The organism is Rhodococcus sovatensis (assembly GCF_037327425.1).
Taxonomy (GTDB): Bacteria; Actinomycetota; Actinomycetes; order Mycobacteriales; family Mycobacteriaceae; genus Rhodococcoides; species Rhodococcoides sovatense.
The window spans coordinates 4,131,155-4,156,988 of the sequence record NZ_CP147846.1 but is presented as its reverse complement, the minus strand read 5'-3'; the positions used below and the strand labels follow the sequence as shown (position 1 = coordinate 4,156,988).

The 25,834-nt window shown below is 63.9% G+C and carries 19 protein-coding genes, 1 pseudogene and 1 riboswitch; of the genes and pseudogenes, 11 read left to right on the top strand and 9 right to left on the bottom strand.

Annotated elements, in window-relative coordinates; all coding sequences use genetic code 11:
- Positions 1-18: 18 nt before the first annotated feature.
- The 3 genes from WDS16_RS19350 (at position 19) to WDS16_RS19340 (ending at position 4,305) form a co-directional block, all read left to right on the top strand.
- A complete protein-coding gene (locus WDS16_RS19350; RefSeq protein ID WP_338886905.1) occupies positions 19-834 on the top strand; it encodes an FAD binding domain-containing protein in 816 nt (271 codons plus the stop codon).
- Positions 831-3,530: a molybdopterin-dependent oxidoreductase gene (locus WDS16_RS19345; RefSeq protein WP_338886903.1), complete on the top strand. Its 2,700-nt coding sequence runs from the start codon at positions 831-833 to the stop codon at positions 3,528-3,530. Before WDS16_RS19350 ends, WDS16_RS19345 begins: the two co-directional genes overlap by 4 nt.
- Before the next feature lie 73 nt (positions 3,531-3,603).
- Entirely contained in the window at positions 3,604-4,305 is a 702-nt protein-coding gene (locus WDS16_RS19340; protein WP_338886901.1) for a type 1 glutamine amidotransferase domain-containing protein, read from the top strand.
- Between the two features lie 11 nt (positions 4,306-4,316).
- Here WDS16_RS19340 and WDS16_RS19335 read toward each other — a convergent pair whose 3' ends face one another.
- From WDS16_RS19335 to WDS16_RS19325, 3 genes are all read right to left on the bottom strand, one after another.
- On the bottom strand, positions 4,317-5,735 hold the full coding sequence (locus WDS16_RS19335) for a diguanylate cyclase (protein ID WP_338886900.1): 1,419 nt from the start codon (positions 5,733-5,735) through the stop codon (positions 4,317-4,319).
- Positions 5,736-5,810: 75 nt separating this feature from the next.
- The gene (locus WDS16_RS19330; protein WP_338886899.1) at positions 5,811-7,484 is read right to left on the bottom strand and encodes a phospholipase D family protein; all 1,674 of its coding nucleotides are present in this window, start codon (positions 7,482-7,484) and stop codon (positions 5,811-5,813) included.
- A 35-nt stretch (positions 7,485-7,519) separates the two neighbouring features.
- Entirely contained in the window at positions 7,520-7,879 is a 360-nt protein-coding gene (locus WDS16_RS19325; RefSeq protein WP_338886898.1) for a YybH family protein, read from the bottom strand.
- A 70-nt stretch (positions 7,880-7,949) separates the two neighbouring features.
- On the opposite strand from WDS16_RS19325, the gene WDS16_RS19320 reads away from it, so the two are divergent.
- Positions 7,950-8,828, top strand: coding sequence for a LysR family transcriptional regulator (locus WDS16_RS19320; protein WP_338886896.1), 879 nt, complete (start codon positions 7,950-7,952; stop codon positions 8,826-8,828).
- Between the two features lie 20 nt (positions 8,829-8,848).
- Here the strand turns inward: WDS16_RS19320 and WDS16_RS19315 are convergent.
- Positions 8,849-9,480, bottom strand: a pseudogene (locus WDS16_RS19315) (hypothetical protein).
- A gap of 57 nt (positions 9,481-9,537) precedes the next feature.
- On the opposite strand from WDS16_RS19315, the gene WDS16_RS19310 reads away from it, so the two are divergent.
- From WDS16_RS19310 to WDS16_RS19300, 3 genes are all read left to right on the top strand, one after another.
- The gene (locus WDS16_RS19310; protein WP_338886894.1) at positions 9,538-10,350 is read left to right on the top strand and encodes an SDR family oxidoreductase; all 813 of its coding nucleotides are present in this window, start codon (positions 9,538-9,540) and stop codon (positions 10,348-10,350) included.
- Between the two features lie 73 nt (positions 10,351-10,423).
- On the top strand, positions 10,424-11,569 hold the full coding sequence (locus tag WDS16_RS19305) for an acyl-CoA dehydrogenase family protein (RefSeq protein ID WP_422395846.1): 1,146 nt from the start codon (positions 10,424-10,426) through the stop codon (positions 11,567-11,569).
- Between the two features lie 127 nt (positions 11,570-11,696).
- Positions 11,697-12,686 carry an ABC transporter substrate-binding protein gene (locus WDS16_RS19300; RefSeq protein ID WP_338886891.1) on the top strand — a complete coding sequence of 330 codons (990 nt, stop codon included), beginning with the start codon at positions 11,697-11,699 and terminating at the stop codon, positions 12,684-12,686.
- Positions 12,687-12,769: 83 nt separating this feature from the next.
- On the opposite strand, the gene WDS16_RS19295 is transcribed toward WDS16_RS19300, so the two are convergent.
- The 5 genes from WDS16_RS19295 to WDS16_RS19275 all read right to left on the bottom strand — a co-directional run bounded on the left by WDS16_RS19295 (position 12,770) and on the right by WDS16_RS19275 (position 20,207).
- Complete coding sequence (locus tag WDS16_RS19295; protein ID WP_338886889.1) at positions 12,770-13,879, bottom strand: NDMA-dependent alcohol dehydrogenase; 1,110 nt, start codon at positions 13,877-13,879, stop codon at positions 12,770-12,772.
- Between the two features lie 10 nt (positions 13,880-13,889).
- Entirely contained in the window at positions 13,890-15,347 is a 1,458-nt protein-coding gene (locus WDS16_RS19290) for an aldehyde dehydrogenase (protein WP_338886887.1), read from the bottom strand.
- A 54-nt stretch (positions 15,348-15,401) separates the two neighbouring features.
- Complete coding sequence (locus tag WDS16_RS19285) at positions 15,402-16,976, bottom strand: sigma-54-dependent Fis family transcriptional regulator (protein ID WP_338886885.1); 1,575 nt, start codon at positions 16,974-16,976, stop codon at positions 15,402-15,404.
- A 165-nt stretch (positions 16,977-17,141) separates the two neighbouring features.
- Positions 17,142-18,965 carry an NAD(P)/FAD-dependent oxidoreductase gene (locus tag WDS16_RS19280; protein ID WP_338886883.1) on the bottom strand — a complete coding sequence of 608 codons (1,824 nt, stop codon included), beginning with the start codon at positions 18,963-18,965 and terminating at the stop codon, positions 17,142-17,144.
- Between the two features lie 114 nt (positions 18,966-19,079).
- Positions 19,080-20,207 (bottom strand): hypothetical protein, encoded by a 1,128-nt coding sequence (locus WDS16_RS19275; RefSeq protein WP_338886881.1) that lies wholly within the window; start codon positions 20,205-20,207, stop codon positions 19,080-19,082.
- A gap of 184 nt (positions 20,208-20,391) precedes the next feature.
- Between WDS16_RS19275 and WDS16_RS19270 the strand changes: the two genes are divergently transcribed.
- Genes WDS16_RS19270 through WDS16_RS19255 form a run of 4 tightly spaced genes read left to right on the top strand, consistent with a single transcriptional unit; the run spans position 20,392 to position 25,662 of the window.
- Entirely contained in the window at positions 20,392-21,447 is a 1,056-nt protein-coding gene (locus WDS16_RS19270; protein ID WP_338886878.1) for a 2,3-butanediol dehydrogenase, read from the top strand.
- A complete protein-coding gene (locus WDS16_RS19265) occupies positions 21,444-22,211 on the top strand; it encodes an acetoin reductase (RefSeq protein ID WP_338886877.1) in 768 nt (255 codons plus the stop codon). The genes WDS16_RS19270 and WDS16_RS19265 overlap by 4 nt, the downstream gene beginning before the upstream one ends.
- A 45-nt stretch (positions 22,212-22,256) precedes the next feature.
- Positions 22,257-23,558, top strand: coding sequence for a GAF domain-containing protein (locus WDS16_RS19260; RefSeq protein WP_338886876.1), 1,302 nt, complete (start codon positions 22,257-22,259; stop codon positions 23,556-23,558).
- A gap of 37 nt (positions 23,559-23,595) precedes the next feature.
- Positions 23,596-25,662, top strand: coding sequence for an FUSC family protein (locus WDS16_RS19255; protein WP_338886874.1), 2,067 nt, complete (start codon positions 23,596-23,598; stop codon positions 25,660-25,662).
- Positions 25,663-25,664: 2 nt separating this feature from the next.
- A riboswitch (cobalamin riboswitch) is annotated at positions 25,665-25,809 on the top strand.
- Positions 25,810-25,834 lie beyond the last annotated feature (25 nt).

Sequence of the window (25,834 nt, the reverse complement as noted above, 5' to 3'; positions counted from 1 at the left end):
GATGTCGAAGGTGGCGCAATGAATCTCGGTACGATCAGTGAGGTCAAACGGCCCACGTCACTCGATCAGATCGACGGGTGGCGTGATGGCTACGCCTGGTTGGCCGGGGGTACCTGGCTGTTCTCCGAGCCCCAGGTCGCGAGCGACACGTTGATCGATCTGGACAGTCTCGGGTGGCCGTCCCTGTCCGTGTCCGACGACGGGTTGGAGATTGCGGCGACATGCCGGATCGCCGAACTGTTCGACTTCGTCGCCCCAACCGAGTGGATTGCGAACCCGCTGTTTCGTGATTGCTGCAGATCGTTGCTGGCGTCGTTCAAGATCTGGAACGCGGCGACGGTCGGCGGGAACATCTGCATGTCACTGCCCGCGGGGGCGATGATCGCGCTGACAGCTGCACTGGAAGGTACCTACACCCTCGTGCCGCGCTCCGGGGCGCCGCGTGAGGTTGCGGCAACTGACTTCGTCACCGGCGACCATGCGAACATTCTTGGACGTGGGGAGCTGCTGCGGTCAGTCTTGCTGCCCGCGAGCGCTCTTACCAAGCGCTATGCGTGGCGACAGCAGTCGCTCGTTCACGCGGGCCGATCGGCGGCGCTCGTCATCGGGACGTGCGCGGCGGACGGTTCGGACTTCCGACTGACGGTGACGGCTGCGACGCCGCGGCCGGTGCAGGTTGCGTACGAACGTATTCCGAGTGCGCAGGACCTTCGCTCAGGGATCGAATCCGCGACTGCCGCCGACGGGTTCTTCGACGATGTCAACGGCTCCGCGCCGTACAAGCAGCATCTGACCTACTACTTCGCCGAGCAGATCCGTACGGAGTTGTCATGAGTGAATTCGAGGTCGACGGAAAGCTCTTCTCAGCCGAACCCGAAGCGGGGCAGTGTCTTCGCACGTTCTTGCGTGACCGTGAGGTGTACGGGGTCAAGAAGGGCTGTGACGCAGGGGATTGCGGTGCGTGCACGGTATGGCTGGACGGTACGCCGTTCCATTCGTGTCTGGTCCCGGCGTTCCGGGCCGCAGGGAAGAAGGTCACCACAGTGCAGGGCCTCGCGAACGGCGACGGTCTGCACCCGATGCAGCAGTCGTTTCACGACGCCCAGTCGTTCCAGTGTGGATTCTGTGCGGCCGGGATGATCATGACGGCGGCATCGCTGACAGACGAACAGAAGGAAGATCTGCCGAGGTCGTTGAAGGGAAACCTGTGCCGCTGCACCGGATACAGGTCCATTTCCGACGCCCTTCACGGTCTGACCGAAGCCGAGCCGGACGTCGCAGGCAAGGCGTGCGGGGCCAGCCTCGCCAACCCGTTCACCGAGGACATCGTGACCGGGCACGCGCGATACACGATGGATGTCGCCGTCCCGAACCTGTTGCACTTGAAAGTCCTGAGATCACCGCACGCGCACGCACGCATCACCGACATCGACCGCAGCGCAGCGATGGCGGTTCCGGGTGTGGTCCAGGTTTTCACCCACGAGGACGTTCCGCAGCGGCTCTACAGCACAGCACTGCACGAAGACCATCTGGTGGATCCGGACGACACGCTGATCCTCGACGACGTCATTCGGTTCGTCGGCCAGCGGATAGCCGCCGTCGTCGCCGAAACCGAAGCGGCGGCGGAGGCGGGGTGTCGTGCGCTGAAGGTCACCTACGACGAGCTGCCTGCCGTCTTCGACCCGTTCGTCGCAATGGAGCCGGATGCTCCGTTGTTGCACGACAAAGGTTTCGAGGAGAACGGCAACGTCTTCGTCGACATCCACGGCGAGGTCGGCAGTGTCGACGCAGGGTTCGCCACGGCCGATGCTGTGCACGAGCGGACGTACTCGACCTCGAGAGTCCAGCACGCCCACCTCGAGACCCACGGCTCGATCGCGTGGCGTGGAGACGACGGCCGTTGGCATGTCCGGACGAGTACGCAGGGGCCGTTCATCGTGCAGGCCAAGCTCTGCTATCTACTGGGATTGCGGGCACGCGACGTGCACGTGTTCACCGAACGGGTCGGGGGCGGTTTCGGCGGCAAACAGGAGATGATCTCCGAGGACCTGGTGCTGTGGGCGACGATGAAGCTCGGTCGTCCGGTCAAGTGGGAGTGGACCCGCGAGGAAGAATTCATCGGCTCGACCACTCGGCATCAGATGACCACGCGCGTGAAGCTCGGCGCAACGCGGGACGGAACGCTGACGGCACTCGACGTATACGTGGTCTCCAACACGGGCGCTTACGCCAACCATGCAAGCGAAACCCTTGCCGCTGCGCTGGGCAGTCCCCTGGCCGCGTACCGCTGTCCGAACAAGAAGGCTCTGGGCTACGCGGTCTACACCAATGTCATTCCAGGAGGCGGGTTCCGCGGATACGGCGCCTCTCAGACCACGTTCGCCATCGAATGCGCGATGGACGAACTGGCGCACCTGCTCGGAATGAGTCCGCTGGAGCTTCGTCGCAAGAACATGGTGGGGCCGACGGATCTCGTCGAATCGGTTTGGGACGGCCCGAGCGACGCGAGTTTCGGAAGCTACGGGCTCGATCAATGCCTCGACCACGTCGAGGCATCCCTCGCGCGAGGCAACGGGGTGGAGAAGCCGGACGGCGAGGATTGGCTCGTCGGAACGGGCGTCGCATTGGCTCTACTCGAGTGCGGACCTCCTACCGAGCACCGATCGGGTGCCGAGTTGACGCTGCTCGAGGACGGCACGTACCACCTCGCTGTCGGGTCCTCGGAGATGGGCAACGGAATAACCAACGCACACAGGCAAATTGCGGCCGGAATTCTCGGAACACGTGCCGCCGAGGTGGCAATCGTCAACGCAGACACGGACCGGACGCTCTACGACACCGGCACCTTCGCGAGTACTGGAACCGTCGTGGCGGGCAAAGCCGTCCATCTGACGGCTCTGGCACTGAGGGACGACATTGCGAAGTTCGCCAGCGAATACAGCGGTGTCCCCCTCGACGACTGTGTTCTCGACAACGATGCCGTGGTGTGTGGGGATCGGCGGGTGAAGCTGGCTGAGTTGTACGCAGCGCGCGCCGAGTCGGGACGGAAGCTGCATGCGACGAGGAAGGCGTATCTGACTCCGAGGACCATCGCGTCCAACGTCCAGGGTGTCCGGCTGGCCGTGCATCGGGTGACCGGCGAGATCCGGATCTTGCAGAGTGTGCACGGCGCCGACATCGGCCGTCCGATCAATCCGCTTCAGTGTCGCGGCCAGATCGACGGCGCTGTCGGAATGGCGTTCGGCTGGGCGCTGACCGAGAACATGGTCCACGGCAGCAGTGGTGCGGTGGTGAATCCGAACTTCCGCAACTATCGGATTCCTGCGTTCGCGGATCTGCCACGGACCGAGGTGTTCTTCGCCGACACCTACGACACGATCGGCCCGATGGGTGCGAAGTCGCAGGGCGAGTGTGCGATCAACCCGGTAGCCCCGGCGGTATCGAACGCCCTTCTCGATGCGACCGGAATCCGATTCGAGTCTCTACCGTTCACTCCGGACCGCCTGTTCTCGAAGTTGACTGCCTTGTGAAAGGTCGCCGCCGACACGGACAGCACCGGAAGTCGAGTGATTCGTTTTCGCCGGAACCGGGCATGCGCCGAGCATGACGAAATTACTCTTTGCTGTCACGGCTGCCGACCACTGGACGTTGAACGACGGTTCCCAGCACCCGACCGGGTTCTGGGCGGAGGAGCTCGTCGAGTCGCATCGGACGTTCGTCGAAGCAGGATGGGACGTCGTTGTGGCCACGCCGGGAGGCAAGGCGCCGGTGGTCGACGAGGGCTCACTGTCCGTGGATGCCAACGGTGGCGATGAGGGCAAGGTGGCGGATCAGAAGAAGTACCTGGACTCGATCGAGTCGATTCTGCAGAATCCCGCCTCGCTCGAGGAACAGCTGGCCACGGACTTCGACGCACTCTTCGTCCCGGGCGGACACGGTCCGATGCAGGACCTGGCGGTATCGGATCAGTTCGGTGCTCTGGTGTCCGACTTCCTCGACGGGGGCAAGCTGGTCTCGGCGGTGTGTCATGCGCCTGCAGCGCTGCTGCCCGCGACCCGGTCCGACGGCGTTTGGGCATTCGACGGCTACGAGATGACGGGCTTCACGAACGAGGAGGAGACGCAGGCGGGCCTAGCGGACAAGGCGCCGTGGTTGCTCGAGACTCGTCTACGCGAATCGGGAGCGCAGTTCTCCAACACCGATGCGTGGACTCCGCACGTCGTCGTCGACCGCAACGTCTACACCGGCCAGAATCCCGCGTCGACGAAGCCACTAGCAGATCGCGTCGTACAGGCGTTGTCCTGAGGTTCGCGCGGTTACCTGGTCCAGTCGAACTCGTCGGCGCCGCGCGCAAGCACGATACGATTTCGTCCCTTGCGCTTGGCGTCGTACAGCGCTCGGTCAGCGGCCACGACCAGATTCTCCACCGTGTCGGATCCAGTCGCGATTCCGATACTGACCGTGACTCCGTGGCCCGTCAGAGACTCGGTGGCGCGGTTGTACTGACCGACTCTGATCGAGTCGGCGAGCGCGAACGCGTCGTGGTCCGAAGTATCACGAAGGTAGATGGCGAACTCCTCGCCGCCGAGTCGGGCGAACAGGTGGCCTCCGCGCAGCTGTGATCGAACGTCGTCGGCGAAGCGTTCGAGTGCAGCGTCGCCGGCGCTGTGGCCGTGCGTGTCGTTCAGCGACTTGAAGTGGTCGAGGTCCATCATCATGATCGTGGCGGACCCTGCGCCCCAGTCTCGCGTCAGGTTCTGCACGCGCCGATAGAACTCGTCCCGCCGCAGCGCCCCGGTGAGATCGTCGTGAGCCACAGCTCGACGCAACGCGGCCAGCGCAGTGCGGCGCTCGTTCGTCACGCACGCCACCGCGACCGGGGCGATGGCCAGGAACGATAGTCCGATGCTCACCGACAGGGTCACCGGCATCGCAGGATCGAGGCCGGGTATTCCGAGGTGGCCGTCCGCAGTGAGGATCAGCATCCACACCGTCGTGGTCAGGATGAACATCGAGGTGACGAAGACGCCCGTCATCAGGGCCGCCACGACGAGCGCTGGTGTCGCGAAAGTGATGGCGCCGGCGCCGCCGACGAACCACACCAGAATCAACCCGAGCGCAAGCAGTGCCGCCGCAGGGACGGTGCGCCGGAGGCGAGCACTCATCTCGCGCAGACCTCGTATGCGGCGCAGCGAGCTCAGCGTAGGGGCGGTCAGTACTGCCGGCATGACTGACATGAAGTTCAGGAACTCACCGACGAACCAACGGGTCGCGCCTTCCTCCCAAGATTGTCCTTGGAGCACGGCGTTGGCGAACCCTCCCGCGATTCCGGCGGCGGTAGAGGCGGCAACGATCAGGACGGCGAGCAGGGTGAGGGATTGGACGCGTTCGAGCCACGGACGCGACTGCCCGATGAAGCGGTACAAGGCGAAGCCGGCCGAAACACCAACCAAGTTGCACAGGGTGAGCACGAGGTTCGCGACGAGGGGACTGCCGGTGACAGCGTCGGCGAGAACAAATCCGAGTGCTGCACAACTCCAGGTCGCGGGGGTGGCCGAACGGGGACTACGTAGCAGAATCCCGAGAAGAAGTGCGTTGGCGGGCCAGAAAACCGCGAGCGTTTCCGGCAATCGTGTGGCGATTCCGAACAGACAGGCGACGAGTACCGCTACCCCGATCAGCGCCGACCGACGGGCTGCGTCGACGGCTTCGGGGGAGAGTCGACTAGCGGCCACAACTGCTCGTACCCGAAAAATCCAACGTGAAACCCAATTTGAGCCGCCAATGCATCGTGAAGGATGTTCAGTGTGTCAGAACCGACGCCGAAACCGCATTCCGATCGGTCGGCCGTCGGGGTCCACGAACAGGCGATATGCCACGGCGGCCGCTCGTTGCTGCCACTGAGGGGGTACGTCGATGTTGTGCCGGCGGACCCGACCGGACGGCCTCGGCGACCTGGAGGGCGCGCGGTGCCAGGCGTCGAGACGGTCAGCGCTACTGCCCACGGCGTCGAAGAAAGACGCGGGATCGATCAGGTCCGCGTCGTCATCGGTGGTGCGTCCGAGATGCTCCCGGGCCAATTCGAGCCGTAGTTCGCGCGCGAACACCCGAGCGCCGTCACCGAGGCCACCGGGATCTGCCGGTGCGCGTTCGTCGCGTTCGGAGTCGATGATGGCTGCCGTCAGTTCCGAGTCGTGAGTCCATGAGCGCCGGTTGAAGTTGTCCGAACCGACCGCAGCCCAGACATCGTCGACGATGCAGACCTTCGAGTGCACGTACACGGGGATCCCTCGATCGTTCTCCAGATCGAGAACCAGGACGCGGTCGCCACCCGCGTCGCGGATCACGTCGAGCGCAACCGAGTGGCCGAGAAGCGCCGATGGGATGGTGATGGCACTGTCGTCGTCGAGATGCTTCGGAACGACGATGACCAGTCGCAGATCGGGCGAACGTCGCAGAGCTGCCGCGAACACGCGCGCGACGTCCACCGACCACAGGTACTGGTCCTCGACGTAGATGAGTTGACGCGCGCGGCGAAGCACCTTCGCGTAGGCCCGAGCGGCGCTGCGCTCGCCCCTCGTCGCAAACGGATACGCCGGACGTCGACGCGGATAGGTCCGCAGCAGCTGTACTGCGCACGTCCCGGCAGGCTCGGGCGCGTCGACCTGGACGGGCAGTTCGGTCGGCTCACGCGTGACTCCGCGGAGTATGTCGGGGATGGCATGCCACGGTAGCCGTGACAGTGCGGCCGGATCCTCCCAGCGCTCACGGAACACGTCCTCGATGTCGCGGACGGTCGGGCCCTCGAGCCGGACCTGCATGTCGTGCCATGCCGGGATCTCGCCGTACTCGGGAGGGAAGGGCCTGCTGACCGGGTCGCCGAAATGGTCGGCGTCGTCGCGGCGTGCGCGCGCGAGATCGATGCCACCGACGAATGCGACGTCGGGCTTCGCGGGATTCAGATATCGGACTACGACGAATTTCTGGTGATGACTTCCGAGCGCGAGGACACGCTGATCCAGGACGACCTCGCCGCCGGCGTCTTCGAGGCGTTGGGCCAGCTTTCGGTTCTTCGGGCCGGTGAAACCGAGTGTGTCGATGTGCGAGCGCCAGACCATGCCCTTGACGATGCCGCCACGGCCGGCGACATCGGCAAGGGCTTGTTCGACGGTGACACCGTCGTCGGTCAGCAGCTGCTCGGGATCACCGCGCCAGTCGGTGAACAACACGAGATCCCCGGCGCCCGCCTCGACGAGTGCAGCGGCCAGCGCCGCGAAGTACGGCTTCCCGTGGACGAGGGGTACGACGCGGTTGCCCTCGGTCCACGCCGCGATCCGGGTGTCGGGGTTGCCGCGCTCCTCCGAGCTGAGAAACCACGGGTGCGCGGAGTCGAACTTCTGGACCTGATCGTTCAGGGCGGCGCTGCTGCGGCCGAGGCGCTGCGCGAGCGCATCGACAGTACGGCGTAGCCGCTGGGGTATCACGAATGAAAATAATGTCAGAGGTTCGGCGAAGACGCTCAGGTGGTCGGGTTGAACTCGGGCTGATCGATGATTCGCAGCCACGATCCGTCCGGCTGGCGCCTGACAACCTGCGCGCGTGCGCCCGCGTCGTCTCGGGGAGCCGTCGAGGTCAGCGCGATGTCGCCGTGAACGAGCGTCGGGAGGCCTTCCTCGAGTTCGAAGCGGGGTCCGTGTGCCAGTACCGATGCCCACAGCTCCCTGATCGCGGCGCGTCCGACCGTCGTTCGGCCAGCGGGATAGGCCATGACGGCGTTCTCGTCGTACAGGGCGGCCACACCGTCGGCGTCTCCGGCATTGGAGCGCTCGACGAACAATCGGGTGATGTCCTCCGGGGTCATTGCTTTGTCCTGTGTCATGTCTTCAGACTCCGCGCCGATGTATCAGAAGTCCAACAGATTGTTCTTCTCAAAACTAGAATCTCTGATTATGGAACTTCGTCAGCTCGAGTACTTCGTCGCGGTCGCCGAGGAAGCGAACTTCACCCGCGCCGCCGAGCGAGTGAGGATCAGCCAATCCGGCGTCAGCGCGCAGATCAGGGCGCTCGAGCGTGAACTCGGAACCGAGCTGATCGACCGCAGTGCCCGGGTCGCAGCACTGACCGCCGCCGGAGCAGCGGCCCTCGAGCACGCGCGCGCTGCCTTGAACTCCGCTGCGGCGCTGCAGCGTTCGGTGGACGACATCAACTCGCTGGTACGCGGAAAGATCGCGATCGGGATGGTCACCGCCTGCACCGTCACCCCGCTGTTCGACGCCCTGGCGGACTTCCATACCGATCATCCTGGCGTCGAACTTTCACTGGCCGAGGGCAATTCGGACGATCTGGTGGCTCGGGTGTGTGCGGGGACGCTCGACGTGGCACTCGTCGGCGTGGCCGGCGGGCCACCGGACGGCCTGGAGTCCGTAGTCATCGTGCGCGAGGGTCTGGCCGCGTGCGTTCCGGCAGGCCATCCGGTCGCGTCTTCGTCCTCGATGAGTGTCCGTCAGGTCAGCGACTATCCGGTGGTGTGTCTGCCTGTGGGCACCGGGATCAGAACGGTGTTCGACGACGCCGTGTCGGTGCAGGGACTCGTCGTCGACGTCGCTTTCGTGGCCAGCGCTCCTGGAGCCGTCGCCGACCTCGCCGCGCGTTCGATGGGCGTGGCGATCCTGAGCGAGTCGATGGCGACTGACTACGCCGACCGGCTGGTAGCCGTACCGATCACCGATGTCGGCATCGATGCGACCCTTGCGCTCGTATGGTCGAACCGGCCGAACGCGGCCGTCGACGAGTTGGTGTCGAGAGTACGTCGACGGTTCTTCGGCTGATTCACGCCACCCGAGATTGGCTAGTGCAGTGTTGTGATGTGATCGCGGGAAAACGCGATTCGGTCGTCGAGACGGCCTGCCTGCACCTTGTGCACCCACTCCGGATCAGCCAGGAGAGCGCGTCCGACGGCGACGATGTCGAACTCCTCGCGTTCGAACTGCTCCAGCAGTGGTTCCAGACCGGTCGTACCAGACGCGGCGTCGTCACCCCAGGCACCGTCGAACACCTTGTCCAGCCCGACGGATCCGACGGTGATCGTAGGCAGGCCAGTGATCTCCTTGGTCCATCCCGCAAGTCCGCGAACACCTTCCGTTCCGCTCAGCTCCGGGAACTCTGGTCCGCGTGAACGGCGTCGACCACGCCCTTCCAGCCGTCGAGACTCTCGCTGCCGTGGATGTGGGGGACGCGAGTATCGGGGCCGGCTGCCGGATCTGGGATCAGAGTGCCCTCGGTGATGATCAGCCCGGTGCCACCTGCGGCACGCTTGCGGTAGTACTCGGCGACGTTCTCCCGCGGCACCCCGCCCGGCGAGAACGCGCGCGTCATCGGTGCCATCGCGAAGCGGTTGCGCAATTTCAAGGACTTCACCTCGAACGGAGTGAAGAGTCCGGCGGTCAGAGTTGTCGATGTGTTCGATGCTGTTTCGGTCACGTCAGAGTCGAACCCGTAGGCGTCCGACGGTATTCCTCCGCGTGCTATACCTGGGTGATGAAGGTTACAGGCAAGGTTGCCGTCATTACCGGAGGTGGTGGTGGAATCGGAGGAGCGCTTGCCGAACGGCTCGTCGCCTCCGGTGCCAAGGTCGTCGTATCCGACCTCGACCCCGTGTCGGCATCGAGAGTCGTCGAGCGCCTCGACTCCGGAACCGCAGTGTCCCTCGGCGGCGACGCATCGAAAACCGAGGACATCACCGCGTTGATCGCACTTGCCGAGGACACATTCGGGCCGGTGGACCTGTACTTCGCAAACGCGGGTATCAGCGGCGCGCCCGGACTCGAGGCGAGCGAGGCGGACTGGGATCTGTCCATCGACGTCAATCTCCGCGCGCACATCAGGGCAGCGCAGATTCTGGTTCCGCAGTGGCTCGAACGCGGCGAAGGATATTTCGTCAGTACCGCGTCGGCGGCCGGTCTGCTGACCCAAATCGGTTCTGCCACATACGCGACGACCAAACACGCTGCGGTCGGGTTCGCGGAGTGGCTCAATGTCACATACGGAGACCGCGGAATTCGCGTCAGTTGTCTGTGCCCGATGGGCGTCAACACCAAGCTGCTGTACGAGGGCCAGGAATCCGGGAACGCGCTCGGGGCTGCCGCGACGAAGGCTGTGCTGTCGGCAGGAGATGTGCTCGAGCCGTCCGAAGTTGCGGAAATAGTACTCGCAGCGATGGACGCCGAGCAGTTCCTCATCCTCCCGCACGCCACTGTGCTGGACATGTACCGCAACAAGGGAGCGGACTACGACCGGTGGTTGCGCGGCATGCGTCGCTACCAGAAAGCCCTACTGGGCGAAACCGACTGAGGAGACAAGCCAAGTGTCGTTCTTCGAAACCACCGACCGCGGCAAGAAGTACGAAGCCGACCTACTCGAATTCATGGATTCGCATGTCTATCCAGCGGAGTCGGTGTACGAGCAGCAGATGCGTGAGCTCGGGGACCCGCACGGGCAGCCCCAGATCATCGAGGATCTGAAGAAGGAAGCCAGGTCCCGGGGCTTGTGGAACCTCTTTCATCCGCATCCCGAATGGGGACCTGGACTCACCAACCTGGAGTATGCGCCGCTCGCCGAGATCATGGGGCGCAGCCTCCTCGCGCCCGAGGCGTGCAACTGCAACGCGCCGGACACCGGGAACATGGAGGTCTTCACGCTCTTCGGCACCGACGAGCACAAGGAGAAGTACCTGAAGCCGTTGCTGGACGGCACGATTCGCTCGGCGTTCGCAATGACCGAGCCGGATGTGGCGAGCTCGGACGCCACCAACATCGCGATGAAGATGGAACGCGACGGTGACGACTACATCCTCAACGGGCGCAAGTGGTGGACATCGAACGCGCTACACAAGAACTGCAAGGTTCTTATCGTCATGGGCAAGACCGAACCGGATGCTGCGAGTCATCGTCAGCAGTCGATGCTCGTCGTCCCCATCGATGCGCCCGGAGTCACGATCGTGCGCAACCTTCCGGTATTCGGCTACGTCGACCGTGAGGGCCACGCCGAGGTCTTGTTCGAAGACGTGCGGGTGCCGTCGAAGGACGTTCTGAAAGGGCCGGGCGAGGGCTTCGCGATCAGCCAAGCCCGGCTCGGTCCAGGGCGAATCCACCACGCTATGCGCACCATCGGCGTCGCCGAGCGCGCCCTCGAATTGCTTTGTCGGCGTGCGGTATCGAGAGTCACCTTCGGCAAGCCGATCGCAATGCGTGCCAACATTCAGGATTGGATCGCTGAATCGCGAATCGAGATCGAGAAGACGCGCCTGCTGACCCTCAAGGCCGCCTACCTGATGGACACCGTCGGGAACAAGGAAGCGCGTACGGAGATCGCGGCCATCAAGGTCGCAGCACCCCAGATGGCGTTGACGATCATCGATCGAGCCATCCAGGTACATGGCGGCGGCGGGGTGAGCAACGACTTCCCACTCGCGATGATGTACGCCCACATCCGCACTCTCCGACTCGCCGACGGCCCCGATGAGGTGCACAAGATGTCGATCGCGCGGATGGAGCTGAAGAAGTACCTCTAGGAGCGCGGCGGCTCCGCCGCCAGTGGCATTGTGGCGGCTCCGCCGCCAGTGGCACGGTTAAGTGCATCGGGATGCACTCAACCGTGCCACTAGGTGCATGAGGCAAGGCTATGCTAACTTCACGCCCATGAAGCGGACTCTTACGCGCGTACTCGTTGCGGGTTGTGTTGTGGCGGGCCTGGTCGCCTGCAGCAGTGATTCGGGAGACTCGGCGAGCTCCGCCGAGGATTCCAGGTCTGTCACCATCGATCACGTCGCGGGATCGGCGACCATCGAGGGAACCCCCGAGCGCATCGTGGCGCTCGGTCAGCAGTGGGTCGACGCGCTGGCCGAATTCGACGTCGCCCCCGCCGGATACATCTCGGCGGGATCCCAGGGCGATGACCGCAAATTGTTCCCGTGGCAGACGGGCCTGTCCGAGGATTCGGTGATGCTGGATTCGACATCGATAGACACGATGAATCCAGCGCCACCGGTCGAGGAGATCGCGGCACTCGATCCCGACCTGATCCTGGTTGCCGGCATCGCCTCCGCCGAACCTTTCCAGTCTTTGAGCGAGATCGCGCCGACGGTGTTCCCCGAGGCCGCAACCGTAGACCGCTGGCAGTGGCAGATCGAAACGCTCGGCGAGATCCTCGACCGCCAGGACGACGCGGAGAAGATCATCGCCGAGGGAGAGGCATTCGCCGACAGTATTGCCGCTGAGTACCCGGGTCTCGACGGTAAGACCGCCGTCCTGTCCCAGTACATCGTGTCGACTCAGCAGTTGGTGGCCGTCGTCGACCCCAACGACGGTGCCGCGCAGGTATTCGACAGCATCGGACTGACGATTCCGGCCGACCTCGCGTCGTCGCCCGACGCGGTGAGCGGTCGCTTGGTCTTCAGCCCCGAGCGCATCAACGAGCTGACCGCAGACCTCGTCGTGATGCTGCCCAACGGCGGCACCGTTGCCGATCTCGAGGCGTTGCCCGGATTCAATTCCTTGCCTGCGGTGACTGGCGGCGGCCTGTCGGTTCAGGACTACGCCACGGTCGTCGGATTCAACCTGCCATCCAAGGCATCGGTCGAATACTCGGTAGACAAGATCCGTCCGCAGCTCGAGGCGATCGGCAGCTGAACGTCAGTGGCACGGTTAAGTGCATTGGGGTGCACTCAACCGTGCCACTTGGCGCGGAGCGCCTGAGCAGTAAGGCGCGGAGCCTAGAGGTGAATCACTCCGCGCATGTTCTTCCCGTCGCGCAGATCCTGGTAGCCCTCGTTCACCTGCTCGAGCGAGTAGGTGTTGGTGATCAGTTCATCGAGCTTGAGTTGGCCTGCATCGTAGAGGCGCAGAAGCCGCACGATGTCGTACTGCGGGTTGGCGGATCCGAACAGCGTGCCCTTGATGGTCTTCTGGTTCAGCGTCAGATCCGTCCCGGATACGTGGACGGTCAGTGCTTCGGGATCGGCGAGTCCGGTGATGACGACGGTTCCGCCCTTGCCGATTGCCGCGGTCGCTGCCTGCACCACCTCCTCGTCCACAGTTCCGACGAGAATCAGCGCCTGGTCCGCACCCTGCCCCCACGTCAGTTCGGTGAGCTTCTCCTGAGCTGATGCTGCGTCAGCAAACGCATGCGTCGCACCGAATTTGAGAGCTTGGTTGCGCTTGAATTCCAGTGGGTCGACGACGAGGACATGCTTGGCGCCGGCGTGGACCGCGCCCTGGACCGCGTTGATGCCGAGCCCGCCGATGCCGTAGATGATCACCGAATCACCGGCTCGAACACCACCTGCGTATACCGATGTGCCCCAACCCGACGGCACACCGCAGCCGACGAGAACCGCTGTCTCCAAGGGCAACCAGTCGTCGATCTTGACGACGGAATGCTGTGAGATCGTTGCCCGCTCGGCGAACGTGCCGAGCATGCACATAGCACCGAATTCGGTTCCCTTGCTGTCTCGGCGACGGAAGGAACCGTCGGGCATGCAGCCTTCGAGAATCGTTGCGCCCATGTCACACAAGTTTTGTCGCCCCGTCGAGCAGTATCGACAGGTACCGCAGTTGGGGATGAACGAGCAGACGACGTGATCACCAGGCTTGACTTTTGTGACGCCGGGGCCGACCTCTTCGATGATGCCCGACCCCTCGTGTCCGCCGACGATCGGGAAGCGCGGGGGTAGGTCACCGTCGAGTAGATGGAGATCCGAGTGACACAGTCCCGCAGCCACATACTTGATCAGGACTTCGCCGGGACCTGGCCCATCGAGTTCGAGTTCGAGGATTTCGAAGGGCTTGTGCGGCTCGAACAGTACTGCTGCTTTCGTCTTCATGGAGATTCTCCTATCGGTAGATGGACTTGATGTTCTGGAAGTTGCGGAGAGCGTCGGGACCGAGTTCGCGGCCGATGCCGCTGTCCTTGACGCCGCCGAACGGTGAACCCGGATCGACCAGGTAGCGATTGATGCCGATGGTTCCGGTGCGGATCTGCTTGGCGACGCCATAGCCTCGCTCGTCGTCGGAGGTCCACACGGTGCCGCCGAGACCGAAGTCGGTGTCGTTGGCGATCCGGATTGCGTCGGCCTCGTCGCTGTACGGGATCACCGACAGGACCGGTCCGAAGATCTCCTCCTGTGCGATGGCGTGGTTGTTCTCGACGTCGGCGAATACCGTCGGCGACACGAACCAGCCATGGTCGAGATCACTCGGACGGCCGCCTCCGGCGACCAGCCGCGCTCCGTCGCCGCTGCCTTTGGCGATGTATCCTTCGACCCGATCTCGTTGTCGCTCACTGGCCATCGGCCCGATCTGTGTCGCGGGATCGAGCGCGTCGCCGACGGCGAGGGAATTGGCGAATGCCTCGAACACCCCGACGACCTCGTCGTAGCGGCTACGCGGTGCCAGCACTCTGGTCCCGAGAAAACAGGTTTGTCCGTTGTTGAGAAAGGTTGCACCGAAAAGGTCTTCGCCGATCTTGGACAGATCGAGGTCTGCATCGTCCAGCACGATCGCGGCGGACTTGCCGCCGAGTTCCAACGTGACGGGGCGAAGCAGTCGCCCGCACGTCTCGGCGATCGAGCGACCGGCTGCGGTTGATCCAGTGAATGCGACCTTGTCGACGCCGGGGTGCGAGACCAGGTAGGCGCCGACCTCTCGTCCACCGGGGACGATGTTGATCACGCCCGGCGGAATCCCGGACGCAATAACGGATTCCGCGAACGGGATCGAGTCCAGCACGGTTTCCGGCGACGGCTTGATGACGATCGTGCAGCCGGCGGCGAGCGCCGGTGCGTGTTTGAATGCGGCGAGGGTCTGGGGAAAGTTCCACGGTGCGATTGCTCCGACGACACCAATCGGTTCGCGTCTGACGGTGGTCGTACCGCCGAGCATGTGGGGATGTGATTCCTCGAACGTCGCCGTGCGCGCAAGGGAGGCGTAGTAGCGCACCACCGCGACGGGAAAGCCGGCCTCCAATTGCAGCGCAATCGAGATCGGCATTCCGTTCTGTGCGGAGACTGCGCGGGCGATCTGTTCGCCGCGGGCTTCGAGTTCGTCGGCGAGGCGGTCGAGCGCATCGGCGCGGTCGGACGGCTCCCAGTGGCTCCAGCCGTCGGGGGCGTCGAATGCCCGACGGGCGGCCCCGACGGCGGCGTCGACGTCGGCTTCCTGCGCCTCCGGGACCGAACCGATGATCTCCTCGGTACTTGCGGACCGCACATCGATCCGGGAGGAGGAGCTCGGCGGTATCCACTCGCCCCCGATGAACAGCGACTCCGCATGTATTGCTGTGTTCGTATCCATGCATAGATCGTGACGTGGGTCACGGCCGGTGAGTGTTCAGATACTGGACATTCTCTACCCGTGAATGCCCAGTTCCTTCATCCGCTTGTACAGCGTGGTGCGACTGATGCCAAGGCTTTCCGCGGTCGCAGCTTTGTTGCCGCTGCATCGCGCAAGCTCGTGGACGATCGCGTCTCGCATCGCCGAGTCGAGGGCCGTCAGCCGGCTCGACATCCCACGCCCACGAGGTCTGACCAGGTCACGTTCGGTGATGTCCCCGACGGATCTGCGGGACACCGCGTCGGTGACCTCGTCCCGCAGTTCGCCGATGTTTCCGGGCCAGTCGTAGTCGATCAGAGCGCGCATCGCAGCCGGGGTGAACCGGGCATGCGAATCGAGCTCGGCCATCATGCCGCGGACCAGATCGGGAATCTCGTGACGGCGTGACCTCAGCGGTGCCAGTTCGACAGTGTCGGTACACAACGACAGCAGCTGTCGGTGTTCCGGGTCGGAGGGCTCCCGCGACGAACTCGACAGCGCGAACCATCCTCGTGCGCTCTTGAGCAGTGCATGGAGCCGATGCGCGACGGATGCGTCGGCGAGGTGGATGTTCTTCACCACAACGTCGGCTCCGGTTGCCACCTGGGATTCGATCGAGGACAACCATGCGGTAGGTGTCGTGACGAGGATGTCGGCCGAGTCGAACCAGTGGGGATTTCGGGCCGCTGTGAGTCTGGCCAACGTAGTCGACTTCCCGGTTCCGGGCTCGCCGACGACGCACAGCGGCTTCGACGTCGGCACCTGGGCAGACTGTCGGACGGGGAGGTCCTTGATATCGATCTCGATGACGACGCCGGTCGCGGCAACCGGCCGTTCCCATCGAAGGGAGGCGTGCGCACCGGAATTGAGTGTGAGAGAGTCGATCACCCCGCTCCGACGGATCGAATCGTCGGTCAACGAACGCAGTGCGGCGTGGTCGACGCTGTCGATGAGCTGTGCGGCGGCGGTGTTTTCGAGAAGCAGCTCGTCGCCGATGGCGATGACCGGCCCGCCGCGGCGCTGAGCAGACGCGTACTGGAACGCGTGGAACAGACGCTGTTCCCCGCTGCGGGTCTCTTCGAGCAGCCGCCCTTGGATGTCGTTCGCCGAATGGACGAGAAGCGGTTCGAGAAGCGGATTGTCCTCGCTGGCACGAAAAGTAATGTCGAGGACACCTTCGATGTGCTTGGTGATCGGATGGATGAGCGGGTAGCCGTAGCAGCTGAACCCCTTCATCGACTCCATGTAATGCTCATCGCCCCGGACTGCGAGGGGCGAGCGAAGCTCGAACGTCGTCGCAATCGAGTTGGTTCCCGACGCCTCTTCGGTGAACGACCGCCCGACGACCGCACCGACGCCGAACACGAGGTCGCGAAGCTCGCGGGTTCCGAATCGCAGGTCGACGAGGCGCGCATCCCGGTCGGCTAGGAGTACGCAGTACCCGGATCCCTCCAACATGCTTTCCATCCGATCCAGGATCGGATTGGCGGCAGCGAGGAGTCGGCTGCGGCGGTCGACGTCACGCAGGCTCGACTGCTCGAGCGAGTGGGCAGGCTCCAGGCCGCTCGACGCAGAGCGCTGCCACGACAATGCGATCTGACTACGCACCACGATGTGCTCCTCGATCTTCGCGACTTGCCCGACTCTATCGATCCGTGGTGGCCGGCGTTGCGACATTGCGCCACACGGGGCGCTCCGCGCCAGTGACACGGGGCGCTCCGCGCGAGTGGCACGGTTGAGTGCATCGGAGTGCACTCGACCGTCCCACTGGGGGCGTCAGCGCAGGTGATGAACCTCCTGCAGTCCGTACACCGGAGTATCGATGCCCTCGTAGCGCGCCTTGATCTGCAGCGCCAAGTACAGCGAGTAGTGCCGCGACTGATGCAGGTTGCCGCCATGGAACCAGAGGTTCTCCTGCTGCGTCGGCTTCCACATGTTGCGCTGCTCGCCCTCCCACGGACCGGGATCCTTGGTGGTATCCGAGCCGAGACCCCACACCTTGCCGACCTTGTCCGCGGTCTCCTGATCCACCAGGTCGGCGACCCAGCCGTTCATCGAGCCGTAGCCGGTGGCATAGACGATGACGTCCGCCGGGAGTTCCGTTCCATCGTCCAACACGACGCCGTTCTTGCTGATCCTCGACACTTGACCGCCGACGAGCTTGATCTTGCCGTCCGCGACCAACTCCGAAGCGCCGACGTCGATGTAGTAGCCCGACCCGCGCCGCAGATACTTCATGAACAACCCCGAGCCGTCGTCGCCGAAATCGTGCTGAAAACCCGCCTTTTCGAGCCTGTCGTAGAAGTCCTTGTCCTGCTCGGCGATCTGCTGGTACACCGGGATCTGGAACTCGTGCATGATCCGGTACGGCAGCGACGCGAACGTCAGATCGGCTTTGTTCGTGGTCATTCCAGCTTCGACGGCACGCTCGGAGTACAGGTCTCCCAACGCGATCTCGCACAGCGAATCGGACTTGACGATGTGCGTCGAGGACCGTTGCAGCATCGTCACGTCCACGCCCGACTCGTAGAGCGCCTTGCAGATGTCGTGCGCCGAGTTGTTGGAGCCGACGACGACGACCTTCTTGCCGACATACGCGTCGGGACCCGGGTGCTCGCTCGAATGGTGCTGCTCGCCCTCGAACAGGTCCATGCCCGGGAAGTTCGGCACATTCTTCTTGCCGGACATTCCGGTAGCCATGACGAGCTGCTTCGGACGCAGTACAACTTCCTCGCCGTCACGATCGAGGACGACGGTCCACTCCTCGGCCTTCTCGTCGTACGTTGCGGACTTGGCCGTTGTGCGGGTCCAGTACGGAACCTCCATGACCTTGGTGTACATCTCCAGCCAGTCGCCGATCTTGTCCTTCGGCGCGAATACCGGCCAGTTCGCCGGAAACGGCAGGTACGGGAGGTGGTCGTACCAGACCGGGTCGTGCAGGCACAGTGACTTGTAGCGGCCACGCCACTGGTCACCGGGCCGGTCGGCACGATCGACGACGATGGCAGGTACACCGAGCTGCCGGAACCGTGCACCGAGGGCGATACCGCCCTGGCCGCCGCCGACGATCAGTGCGTACGGCTGGATCGTGTAGCCGAGTTCCTTCTCCTCGATCTCCTTCTTCTCCGCCCAGTTCTGGGTGTCGGCGTTGGAACCGTGGACTGCACCCTTGACTCGGGAGTGGCCCTGGCGTTCTTCGTGGCCCTTGAGTTCCTGCATCGTCGTGAGCAGGGTCCAGCCTTCGTCTCCTTTGAGTCGTAGGTGGCCCTTTCCGCGACTGGTGGCGGTTTCGAACTCGATCCACGCTGAGGTGACGCCGTCCGCTTCGTCGGGCGTCTCGGTCGTGTGGAAGTTCGACGGATCGGTGTCGTCGAGACGCGCGCTCAGCATGTCCACGATGCCGTCGCGCCCCTCGACCGTCTTGATGTTCCAGGTGAAGGCGACCAGGTCACGCCAGAAGCTGTCGACGGCGAACTTGGCGGCGACCCGATCGAGGTCGCGGGATGCCAGAGCGGCCTCGAAGTCGGCCAACCAGGCGTCGACCCGTTCCTGGGGACTGGGCGTGCGGGTGATCTCGATCGGCTCGATGGTCTGGGTCATGAAAACTCCTTGCGATGAAGAGGTGCTCGTTGTGTGACCCAGCACACTCCTTTCGGGGTGTCGGGTCGAGAGTTGCAGCGGGTTGCAGCGCGAATCGGGTGCAGCTGACCGCGCTCACCGCGGCGGGTTGCACCCGATTCGACCGAGGCCCAGTGACTGGAATCCGACAACGTAGATCAGCGTCCAGAGCACGAGCCAGTCGATGAACCCCAGCGCGTTACCGGAGATCCCGGCGGCAACTGCGGGTTCGTGCAAGATGTGTTCGGCGGCGAACCGGTAGTAGAACAAGAAGGTGCCCAGTGCGAGCGCGCAGGTGAGTGCCGCACGGACCGCAGGCCTGAACTTGTTGCCGAAACCGTTGGCCCAGAAAATCATCCAGAAAGCCCAGCAAACACCGATCTGAGCAGGGAATTGATTGACGACGCTGCCGAGTTCGGTGGTCGCCGCCGGGCCGAGGAGGAGCTTCGCGAGCGGCACCATCAGGAAGTAGAGGGCGGTTCCGAGCGCAACGTTGCCGACGGTTGCGGCGAGTGCCGTTCTGCCGCCTCCGCCGAACAGCTTCCATGGCCAGTTGTCGAGGGTCTGACCGGTGAGGATCACGGCGACGACCATCGAATAGAACCAACCGAGCACGGTATCGACCGTCATCAGTGGTTCGGTAGCGGACAACGAGACGGACGGTAGCCCGAACACGAAGTACAGGGCCAGCGTCGGGACTGCAACGAACGCGATCTCACACAGCCCGATCAGTGGCTGCTTCATGCCTAGCGCAGTCCACGGCCAATGCTGCCAGTTCAGCACCACCATCACCCACGTGGCAAAACCGAACAGGACGAAGAGCGCGCCGGCGAAATAGCCGAGTCCACCGTCGCGGGTTCCGGCGAAGTCCGGGAACAACGAGCCGACGCCACTGCCGAGCAGCCAGGTCACGGCCACTGCGAAGACCCCGGTCGACGCCAGAATCGCCACTCCGCGCAGCGGTTGGGCGAGTGCATCGAATCCGGCGAATTCGCAGTCGAATCCGATGAAGACGATGAACAGGATCGCCCAGAACAAGGCCGCGTTGAACGGCAGCGGATAGAACGAGAACGGACTCGTCGTCGGATCGGCGAGCAGATACCAGGTGCCGAGCGAGAGTGTCACGACGACGGCGAGATTCACCGATCCGAAGGTGAACCAGTTCCCTGAAGGTTTCGAGACCGGTTGTGCGGAAACAGGACTGGAGCTTGCTGTTGTGGTCATGTGGTCGGCTCTCCTAGGGGCGCGAGGCAAAGGGCGCCGTAACTATGAGCTGGATCACAACGGCTTCGTCAGGGTTGCCGAGGGTTGCAGGGCGCCGGCCGAATGCAACGCGCTGCAACCCTGTTGCCTTGTGGGTCAGGTCACATAGATATGAGTGCATCGAACCGACCGAAGGAGTGAACCGATGCGCGCAGCTGTGTACTACGGCCCGAACAAGGTGGAAATCGCCGACGTACCCGAACCCTCACCAGGCGAGGGGGAAGTGAAAGTGAAGGTCGGCTTCAACGGGATCTGTGGCACCGACTTGCACGAGTTCTACGCTGGACCGATCTTCATCCCCACCGAGCCGCACCCGCTGACCGGCCAGCAGTTGCCGCTGGTGCTGGGACACGAGTTCTCCGGCACGATCGCCGAGGTCGGCAAGGGCGTCACCGGCATCCAGGTCGGAGACCGCGTCGCCATCGAGCCGCTGTATCGGTGCGGCCATTGCGGGCCGTGTCGGGCCGGCAACTACAACATCTGTCAGCAGATCGGTTTTCACGGCCTGATGTCCGACGGCGGCATGGCGGAGTACACCGTCGTCCCGACCGACATGATTCATCAGCTGCCGGAGAACGTGTCGCTCGAACTGGGTGCACTCGTCGAACCGATGTCCGTCGCATTCCATGCCGCGACGCTCGGCGACCCCGCCCCCGACGACACCGCGATGGTGTTCGGTGCCGGCCCGATCGGCATCGGTCTGTGGTTCGCCTTGCGAGGCAAGGGACTCGACAACGTGTTCGTCGTGGAACCGTCGCCGACGCGCCGGGCATCGATCGAGGCGTTGGGTGCGAAGACGCTCGATCCTACGTCGATCGACGTCGTCGGATTCATCGCCGACGAGACCGACGGCCGCGGCGCCGACGCGATCTACGACGCCGCGGGGGTGCAGCCTGCCGTCGAAACCGCTCTGGGATGCATCGGCGCCCGCAAGCCGTTGATCAGTGTCGCCATCTACGAAAAGCCTTTGATGACACCGCTTCAGAAGATCGTCATGAACGAATCACGGATCCAGGGTTCGCTCTGCTATACCTCGGCGGACTACGACGCAGTCATCGATCTGATGTCTCAGGGCAAGTACGACACGACCGGATGGGTGGACAAGATTGGGCTCGAATCGGTCATCGACGACGGTTTCGAGGCGCTCCACGCGGGCACGAAGATGAAGGTTCTGGTCGATCCGAGCGAGGGACGCGCATGAGTGTCGTACTCGTCACCGGTGGAGGTCAGGGGATAGGCCGCGGTATCGCGCTGAGACTGGCCGCCGACGGGCATGACATCGCACTCGTCGACCTGGCGCCCGAGAAGATCGAGAACGTGGCTGCGGAAGTCCGCGAGATCGGCAGCACAGCAACCACATTCGTCGCCGACGTCAGTGACCGTGATGCAGTCTTCGCGGCCGTCGATCATGCGCACGAGGCCCTCGGCGGCTTCGACGTCATGATCAACAACGCCGGTATCGCGCAGGTCGCTCCCATCGACGACGTCCGCCCTGACGATGTGCGAAAGATCTGGGCCGTGAACGTCGATGGTGTGCTGTGGGGAATCCAGGCTGCCGCAGCGAAATTCAAGACGCTCGGCCAGAAGGGGAAGATCATCAACGCCTCGTCGATCGCGGGGCACGACGGTTTCGCGATGCTCGGCGTATACAGCGCGACGAAGTTCGCCGTTCGGGCATTGACGCAGGCTGCCGCCAAGGAGTACGCGGCGCACGGCATCACCGTGAACGCGTACTGCCCGGGAGTCGTGGGCACCGATATGTGGGTGACCATCGACAAGCGGTTCGCCGAGCTGACCGGTGCGGCGGAGGGCGAGACGTACGACAGATTCGTGGGCGGCATTGCGCTCGGCCGGGCGCAGACGCCGGAGGATGTGGCGGCGTTCGTGTCGTACCTGTCCGGGCCGGATTCGGACTACATGACTGGTCAGGCGGGCCTGATCGACGGTGGCCTGGTCTTCCGCTGATCCGCCTTTGCATATACGAAGTGATCTGGAGCACACTTGTCTGTGATGACACAGTCGACGGGTCCCGAACCTGCGCTGGCCGCTGGTGAAGACCCGCGCCGCTATGCGCAGATCCTCACTGCGGTCTACGACGCGACCATGGCAGGAGACAAGGCGCCTGCCCGTCCACGGGATCTTGTCGGGGAGTCGTGGCGGCGGTTGCAGACCCTCGGTATCGACCCCGAGCAGCGCAGCGTCGCCTATCAGCAGATCGACGTGTCGGATCTCGAGCTAAGCCGTCGGGAATCGGGGTTGTTCGACATTCTCGACGACCTCGCCCGCGGTCTCGAGTCCGTGGTGCAGGACGGCGACAACATTCTGGTGGTCGCCGACCGGCGCGGACGGGTGCTGTGGCGTAGCGGCTCGACGGCGGTGCTGGACCGCGCGGATGGGCTCGGCTTCGTCGAGGGAGCAAGCTGGGCGGAGGATTCGGTCGGTACCAACGCGATCGGTACCGCCCTGGTATCGAGGCGTGCGGTGCAGATCTTCTCGGCCGAACACTATGTGCGCAGCCATCATCCATGGACCTGCGCTGGAGCTCCGATCAAGGATCCGCGAACCGGACATGTGATCGGGGCAGTGGACGTCAGCGGTCCGGCGAGCACCGTGCACCCGACGACGCTGGCTTTGGTCGACGCCATCGCACGGTTGGCGGAATCTCAACTGCGGGAGCACCATCGGCAGAATCTCGATCGGCTGAGGTCCGTCGCTGCCCCGATGCTCGCGAGGTTGCAGTCTCCAGCGCTCGCCGTGGACTCCAACGGGTGGGTCGCCGCAGTCGAGTCGGTAGCGCTTCGCAACCGGGTCTTGCTACCGGAAGACCTTGCCACTGGCCGCTTCTGGATGCCTGCTCTAGGCGTGTGTGATTTCGAGCCGCTCCCCGGTGGATGGTTGGTCCGTCCCACGGGCACGGGTGAGGACGGAACGCCCTCGGAAACAGGCAACGCCACCACGGTCTCCATTGATCTTCGGCATCCGCAGCAGACTCGCGTGCAGATTCGCAGCGAGGTCGGTGAGTGGACGCACGAACCCACACCTAGACACGCGGAAATCCTGTGTCTGCTCGCCGTCAACAGAGAAGGTCGCAGTGCAGCGCAGATGGCGGCAGATCTGTTCGGTGACGACGGGCGGGCGATCACCGTTCGCGCGGAGATGTCGAGGTTGCGCAAGCACCTGTCAGGGATAGTCCAGACCCAGCCGTATCGGTTCGACGACTCGGCGAACATCGACCTCCAGCTTCCCGCCGACATGAGTAGGTTGCTTCCGCATTCCACGGCCCCGGCGATCGTGCGGTTGCGCCTGAAGTGACTGCTCGAACATCACTCTTGCCGCATAAGCTCGAGCGATGGCTGCTCGGTTCGTTCAGGAGACGCTCCGCTTCTTCGCGGTGTCCGACCCCGGTCGGCTGCGACTTCGATCTGCATCCACCACCACGATCACCGTCGTACTCGCAATGGCTGTCCTGCTGCCCGGCGCACATCTCGTCGGCCAACCGCTGACCATCGCGTTGCTGGGAACGGTCGTCGCGATGCAAGCCTCGGCGGCGGTCAAGGACAAGGACCAGCGCAGCCGCGTGATCACGTCGATGCTCCTGGTCTTCCCGGCCATCGCGGCCGTGTCGTTGTCGGCGGTACTGTCACAGTTCGGGAAGGTGGCCGACGTCGGATTCATCGTCGTCCTCTTCGCTGCCGTGTGGGTGCGGCGCTACGGCCCACGCGGCACCGCGCTCGGCATGGTCGCGTTCATCTGTTACTTCTTCGCGCTGTTTCTCCGCGCCGAGCCGGGACAGATTCCGATGCTTGCCGTGTCGATCGTGTGTGGGGTCGCGTTGTCGATTCTGGTGCGCACGGTGATTCTTCCCGATCGACCGGGGCTCGAAGTGAAGCGTCTGGTCCGGGCGTTGCGAGCCGCGTCGATCGACGTGCTCGAGGTGGCGTCGAACAGGGGTGATCGGAATCTGGACCTGTTGCGCAAGAGACTCGACAAACTCGGCAGCACGGCCCTGATGATCGACGACTGGCTCGACCGCAACGATGCAGCTCAACTACTCAGCGTCACGAACGACGATCTGTCCGTTCGCATCTTCGACGCGCAGATCGCCACCGAACAACTCGTCAGTGCGCTGTGGGCACTCGACCCGAAGGACCCGTGGCCGGATTCGCTGGGGCAGGCCACGACAGCACTCGGTTCCTGTCTGCAGAACAATCCGTCCGAAGACCAATTGCGGGCTGCCCGACGCCTCGCCGCTGCCGCGGCCGACAGGGCGGATCCATCCACTCAGGCCGGCATCGCAACTGCGGTCGCGATGCGAGCAGTACAGGCACACATCGCTATTCATCGCATCACCAGCAATGCGCTGAAGTCTGCGCCCGTACCTCAGGAGAAGCCCGAGAAGGTCGACGACGAACCGACCGGGTTGAATCCGAGTACGAAGGCTGCGATCCAAGTCGCAGTCGCAACCAGCGCTGCAACGGTTCTCGGTGAGATCATCTCGCCCGACCGGTGGTACTGGGCGGTGTTGACGGCTTTCCTTGTGTTCACCGGTGCATCGACGCGAGGTGAAATCCTCTCGCGTGCGGGCCATCGCGTCGTAGGGACCATCGCGGGAGTAGTTGCGGGAGTTCTGCTGGCGGCGTTGGTCGGAAACAATCAGCCGCTGCAACTTCTTCTGCTCGTGGTCTGCGTGTTCTTCGCGTTCTACCTCGTCACGGTCGCGTATGCGTTGTTGTCGTTCTTCATCACCGTCATGCTCGCCATGCTGTACGGACTGCTCGGCACCTTCAGCATCGAGGTTCTCGAACTGCGGATCTACGAAACGGCAGCGGGTGGGCTCGTCGGAATCGCCTCGGCGTACTTCATCTTCTCCACGGGAACCAGAACGACGATGGTCGACAAGATCGACGACTATCTCGACCTCATGATCGACATCATCGACACCAGTATCGGATCGGTCGTCGAACCGGGTACGCGGACCGACCTGGTGGCCGACATGCGCAAGCTCGACAACGCGCTCAAAGACGTTGTCACTGCGGGCAAGCCGCTGGAGATGGGTCCGACGACGCGGACACGCCGAGGAGTCAAGCGGTTGATGCGGATCATGACCGTCAGCAATCGGTCGTCGCACGCGCTCGCCCGCGCCGGCGTCGGCGCCTCCCGGGGCGAACCGTCGAGCAGGCCGTCCGAGGAGACCTCGCAGGCGCTTCGGGAAGCCGCCGACGTCACCAAGGCGACCATCGTAGAGGTCAAACGGGCCCTCGCAGGCGAGCACGTCGAGCCGCCGGAGAAGCTCACCGATACGTCCGCCTCCGACGTCATGCTGACCTCGGCTACGACGCCAGGTCCGGTCCGCAGTGCGGTCCGATCGCTCGGCACTTTGAATCGCACGATGGGGGAGGCGCTCACACGGGCCTGAGTTCCTCAGTGCATACTGCTGAGCGAAGCACCAAGCTAGCCAGTCGCAGGGGGAAGCCGGTCGAAATCCGGCGCTGACCCGCAACGGTGGGCCGACTCTTAGGCGGAGCCGGCGAGCCCGATTACCCAGCGGCTGTGTGTGCGACACCTATTCGTCGTGGTCTACGAATCGG

Excerpts from the sequence above, each read along its gene's own strand:
- WDS16_RS19325 (WP_338886898.1), bottom strand. The coding sequence starts at position 7,879 with ATGACACAGGACAAAGCAATGACCCCGGAGGACATCACCCGATTGTTC.
- WDS16_RS19300 (WP_338886891.1), top strand. The coding sequence starts at position 11,697 with ATGAAGCGGACTCTTACGCGCGTACTCGTTGCGGGTTGTGTTGTGGCG.
- WDS16_RS19310 (WP_338886894.1), top strand. The coding sequence starts at position 9,538 with ATGAAGGTTACAGGCAAGGTTGCCGTCATTACCGGAGGTGGTGGTGGA.
- WDS16_RS19290 (WP_338886887.1), bottom strand. The coding sequence starts at position 15,347 with ATGGATACGAACACAGCAATACATGCGGAGTCGCTGTTCATCGGGGGC.
- WDS16_RS19275 (WP_338886881.1), bottom strand. The coding sequence starts at position 20,207 with ATGACCACAACAGCAAGCTCCAGTCCTGTTTCCGCACAACCGGTCTCG.
- WDS16_RS19320 (WP_338886896.1), top strand. The coding sequence starts at position 7,950 with ATGGAACTTCGTCAGCTCGAGTACTTCGTCGCGGTCGCCGAGGAAGCG.
- WDS16_RS19260 (WP_338886876.1), top strand. The coding sequence starts at position 22,257 with ATGACACAGTCGACGGGTCCCGAACCTGCGCTGGCCGCTGGTGAAGAC.
- WDS16_RS19255 (WP_338886874.1), top strand. The coding sequence starts at position 23,596 with ATGGCTGCTCGGTTCGTTCAGGAGACGCTCCGCTTCTTCGCGGTGTCC.
- WDS16_RS19280 (WP_338886883.1), bottom strand. The coding sequence starts at position 18,965 with ATGACCCAGACCATCGAGCCGATCGAGATCACCCGCACGCCCAGTCCC.
- WDS16_RS19305 (WP_422395846.1), top strand. The coding sequence starts at position 10,424 with ATGGATTCGCATGTCTATCCAGCGGAGTCGGTGTACGAGCAGCAGATG.
- WDS16_RS19265 (WP_338886877.1), top strand. The coding sequence starts at position 21,444 with ATGAGTGTCGTACTCGTCACCGGTGGAGGTCAGGGGATAGGCCGCGGT.
- WDS16_RS19340 (WP_338886901.1), top strand. The coding sequence starts at position 3,604 with ATGACGAAATTACTCTTTGCTGTCACGGCTGCCGACCACTGGACGTTG.
- WDS16_RS19350 (WP_338886905.1), top strand. The coding sequence starts at position 19 with ATGAATCTCGGTACGATCAGTGAGGTCAAACGGCCCACGTCACTCGAT.
- WDS16_RS19295 (WP_338886889.1), bottom strand. The coding sequence starts at position 13,879 with ATGAAGACGAAAGCAGCAGTACTGTTCGAGCCGCACAAGCCCTTCGAA.
- WDS16_RS19270 (WP_338886878.1), top strand. The coding sequence starts at position 20,392 with ATGCGCGCAGCTGTGTACTACGGCCCGAACAAGGTGGAAATCGCCGAC.
- WDS16_RS19345 (WP_338886903.1), top strand. The coding sequence starts at position 831 with ATGAGTGAATTCGAGGTCGACGGAAAGCTCTTCTCAGCCGAACCCGAA.